Annotated in this window: 3 protein-coding genes; all 3 read right to left on the minus strand. The window is 72.8% G+C overall.

The window, feature by feature from the left end:
• Nucleotides 1–26: 26 nt before the first annotated feature.
• Nucleotides 27–239, minus strand: coding sequence for a mersacidin/lichenicidin family type 2 lantibiotic (locus tag ACFXMF_RS46965; RefSeq protein ID WP_360306516.1), 213 nt, complete (start codon nucleotides 237–239; stop codon nucleotides 27–29).
• A 16-nt stretch (nucleotides 240–255) separates the two neighbouring features.
• Nucleotides 256–2,556 (minus strand): peptidase domain-containing ABC transporter, encoded by a 2,301-nt coding sequence (locus ACFXMF_RS46970; protein WP_379989122.1) that lies wholly within the window; start codon nucleotides 2,554–2,556, stop codon nucleotides 256–258.
• A partial coding sequence (gene lanM / locus ACFXMF_RS46975) for a type 2 lanthipeptide synthetase LanM (protein WP_380021286.1) occupies nucleotides 2,553–4,421 on the minus strand: 1,869 nt, incomplete at its 5' end. The genes ACFXMF_RS46970 and lanM, both read right to left, overlap by 4 nt.

The raw sequence follows: 4,421 nt of genomic DNA on the forward strand, positions 1-4,421 counted from the left end.
GGGAGGCCGCCTTTCGTGCGTGTCGGCTACCAGCAACCGGCCGCGAAGGACACGGTCGCGCAGAGCGGGCCGGACAGCAGCCAGGTGCTCCGGGCGAACTTGCCGGTGTGCACGTCGCCGCCGGAGATCATGGTCAGGTCGATGTCACCGGACGGGTGCACGACGCCGGGCAGTTCCTCGCGCAGATCCTCGTCCTTCCAGGCGCGGATCAGCTCGTCGATGTCGTTCGGGTTGCTCATGGACGGTCCTTCCTTCTCAGGGCGTGAGAACGGCGCTGGTCGCGCCGTCGCCTCCGGAGCGAGCCGGGGTTGCCGGCGCTCCGGTGGAATGTGGGCCGAACAGGTCGGCGTAGTGCCCGCCCAGGGCGAGCAGTTCGGGGTGCCGGCCGCGTTCGACGATGCGGCCCGCGTCGAGCACGAGGATCTCGTCGGCGTTCTCGATCGCGGACAGCCGGTGCGAGACGACCAGTCGGGTGATCTCCAGCCGGTTGAGCGCCGCGTCGACGGCGCGTTCGGTGGCCGGGTCCAGGTGGCTGGTCGCCTCGTCCAGGATCAGCAGCCGCGGGCGGTGCACCAGGGCGCGGGCCAGCGCGACCCGCTGCCGCTGCCCGGCCGACAGCGCCACGCCGCCTTCGCCGACGTTCGTCTCGTAGCCCATCGGCATCCGCCGCACGTCCTCGTGCAGGCCCGCGAGTTCGGCCGCGTGCTCCACCTCGGACCGGGTCGACTCCGGGCTGCCGAGCGCGATGTTGTCGGCGATGCTGCCGTCGAACAGGGACAGGTCCTGGAGCACGGCACCGCAGTGCGTCCGCAGCGCACGCAGATCGAGCCGCTCCAACGGCACGCCGGAGAGCAGGACTTCACCCCGATCGGGCCGGAGCAGTCCGAGCACGAGCAGCGCCAGCGTGCTCTTGCCCGAACCGGTGCGCCCGGCGACCCCGATCTTGCGTCCGGGGGGCAGCGCGAGCGAGATGTCGCTCAGCACGGGCGCGGCCTCGCGGTCGTAGCCGAAGGTGACCCCGGTCAGCGCGACACCGATCGGTCCGCGACCGGGCAGCCGTTCGTCCCCGCCGCGCTCCGGCTCCGAGTCCAGCACGTCGTACATGCGTTCCACCTGTGCCCGGACCAGTTGCAGGGACTGACCGGCGCCGGCGAGCGAGTTCAACGGCTCCAGTACCGCGATGGCGACGGCGTTCGCGGCGAGCATCACGCCGACCGGCATCGCGCCGTTCAGGACCAGCCCGACGCCGACGGTCAACAGCACCAGCGGCGAGATCACCCGGAGCGTGCCCAGCGCGGCGTCCACGGCGGCGGAGGTGCGCCCGCGCCGCAGGCTCGTCTGCTGGTGCACCTCGAACAGGGCGCTCCAGCGGCGCAGCGCCCGGCCCTCGGCCCCGTTGGCCTTCACCGGCAACACGGCGTCCAACGTCTCGACCAGATAGCCCTGTTCGCGGGACATCGCGGTGAGTTCGCGCTGCGCGAGTCTGCCCTGCCGACCGTAGCTGCCCATGATCACGGCCAGTTGCAGCCCGCCCAGGGCGAGGGTGACCAGGACGTACTCGGGTGCGAGTACGGCCAGCCCGATCAGATAGCAACCGAGCATCGACGCGTCGAGCGCCACCATGAGCAACTGGCCGGTCAGTGCCTCGCGCGCCGTGGTGACACTGGCCAGGCGCAGCAGCAGGTCGCCGCGCGAGCGGCGCAGGAAGAACGGCAGCGGTTGGCGCAGCAGATGGGTCATGAAGCCGGGGGTGAGCACCGCGTTGGCCCGGGTGCGCAGCGTCACCACGACCCAGCCTCGGGTCAGGGCCGTGATCGCCTGGGCGAGCGCGACGATCGCCACGCCCGCGATCAGGACCGGCAGCAGATCGTGGCGTCCGTCCGGCAGCAGGGTGTCGACCACGTAGGCGGTGGCCAACGGCAGGGCCAGGCCCACGCCCTGGAGTGCGGCCGAGGCGAGCAGGATTGCCGCCATCGGCTTTCGGGTGCCGGGCACCGCCAGCACGTCCCGCAGGTAGCGCGACATCGGCCAGTCGCGCGGCCGTCCCAGCCGGCGGGTGAACCCGGGCGCCGGGGTGAGGCGCAGGTGGATGCCGCTGTAGTCGGCGGCGAACTCCGGGTGCGAGACGCGCATGCGTCCGTCGGCCGGATCGGCGAGGTAGGCCCATTTCGCCGTGCGCCGTTCCAACACCACGAAATGCCGTTTGCGCCAGAACAACATCAGCGGACCCGGCGGCAGTCGGTCCGGTTCGGCCCGCTCGACCCGTGCGGACAGCCCGAGTTCCCCGGCCACCTCGATCAGCCGGCCGACCGAGAGACCGTCGCGTCCGGCCTCCAGCAGTCGCCGGCCGTCGGCGGTGGTGGTGTGCCGGCCGAAGTACGAGGCGATCATCGCCAGGCAGGCGATGCCGCATTCGGTATCGGTGAGTTGTTGGCGCAACGGCACCCGCCGGGTCCGCCGCCGCAACCAGGTGAACAACCGCGCGATCGCCGGCAACAGCAGGCCCGATCGGTGGCGCGACGGCGCCGTGCCGAGTGGAGTGTTCGACGTGCTCACCGCACGCTCCCGCGGTTCTCCCGCGGCGGCCGGAGCAGCAGGAGCGAGGGCACCCGCTCGGGGTCCGCCAGGCGCAGCAGCCCGTAGCCGATCCCGGCCAGGCCGGTCATCAGCGCCGGGGTCTCCACGTGCCCGGGGGTACCGCAGCGCGGGTCCTCCCCGATCGCGGCCGCGGCGAAGGCGATCGGGTCCGGACCGTCGTGGAGTCCGCGTTCGCGGGCCGCGAGCACGAGTTCGGCGTTGCCGAGCGTGCCGTGGCACAGGCAGTGCGCGGTCGGGACGTGCGCGCCGTGCACGGTCGCGGACAACGCGAGCCGCAGATCCTCGCGCAGCACGGGTATCTCCCGCAGGCCCAGGACGTCGGCCCGGGCCAGACCGATGCCCGGCGCGCCGTGGCACCAGCCGTACATGTGCGAGAGAGGCGCGTCCGGGGCACGTGAGTCGCGCCGATGATCGGGCCAGTTGCGCCACTCCGGCCGATATTCGGCACGTTCGTAGGCGAACGCGGCCAGCGCGGCCTCCCACATCGCACCGTCACCGGTGACCGCCGCGAGTCTGGCCAGGGCCCAGCCGATGCCCGCCGCACCGTGCGAGAACCCGAGCAGGGGAGTCGGATGCGCCTCGTGCCGCCAGGCGATGCCCTCGGCCCGGGCCTCGGCACGTGTCATCAGCCGGGCGCCGCGGTCCAGGGCGATCTCCAGCGCCTGCGCCGAGCCGGTGCGCGCGTGCACGGCCAGGAGCGCTGCGATGGTGCCCGCGTCGCCGCCGAGCACATCCGGCGAGTACGCGCCGTCCCGGGTCGACCCCCGCGCGATCAGCCGGACCACGTCGGCCGGCGGCGGCACCCGATCCTCGCCCGCACACGCGCCGATGTGCGTCAATGCGTACGCCACCCCGGGCAGCCCGGCGAAGCCGGCGGCGCCGCCGAGGGCCGCAGCCGGCCCGTCGAGCAGCCGGGGCAACTGCCACAACGCCCGGACCGCGAGGTCGAGATGACGTCGCTCGCCGGTGAGCGCGCCGAGCCTGGCCAGGAACACCGCGATGCCGACGGCACCGTCGTACAGACCGCCGCCCGTCGGCGCCACCTGCCAGCCGGAGTCCCCGATCCGGGTGAGCCCCAGCCAGGAGACCCGATCCCCCTGCCGGATCGCCGAGGCGGCCAGCCGGTCGCCGATCCGGGCGGCCGACTCCAGGCACGCGGCCGCGGCGGGGGCGGCCGAGGGATGGTTTTCGGTCGTCGCCGGGCAGGTACGGTCGTATGTTCGCTCGACCGCCCCGACCTTGGGCCGGGTGGCCAGGGAGGCCCGGATCACCCACTCCTGGCGGTCCCGGTCGGCCGGACCGAAGCCGGCCAGTTTGGCCCGGGCACGTTCCAGCGGGCTCTGCGCGAAGTAGCCCGCGAGCCGCTCGCCCCGGCCGGTCCACAGATCACGCGAGTCCGGCCGGGCACCGAAGATCGGCACGTCGCCCTCCCACAGATCCGCCTGTTCGTAGGGCACGAGGCGGGCGAACTGCGGGTCCGGTCGCGACAGTGCCCACAGGAAGTCCTGGAAACGATCCCGATCCAGCGCATCCCGCAGCAGATCCGGATGGGTGCCCTCGTCCAACAGCGTCGCGTAGACCTGGGTCGGTCGCAGGATCGCCCGCACCTGCATCCCGGCAAATCTCGCCAACAATCCGCTATCGCCCAGCAGTTCGTCACGACATCGAGCGAGGACGCCGTACCCGGCGCGGAACCCCTCGACCAACTCATCCACGTAGTCGGTCGGTTCGGCCGGACCGCCGGCCAGCGTCGGCCGGTTGTCCGCGCCTTCGAAGACGGATCGGGTCCGCACCAGGCGCATCGTGTCGGTGCCCAGATCCTC

This window comes from Embleya sp. NPDC059213, from assembly GCF_042754445.1.
Classification (GTDB): Bacteria; Actinomycetota; Actinomycetes; order Streptomycetales; family Streptomycetaceae; genus Embleya.

What these genes read in the sequence shown, in the direction of transcription:
- ACFXMF_RS46965 (WP_360306516.1), bottom strand. Translation starts at nt 239, where the DNA reads ATGAGCAACCCGAACGACATCGACGAGCTGATCCGCGCCTGGAAGGAC.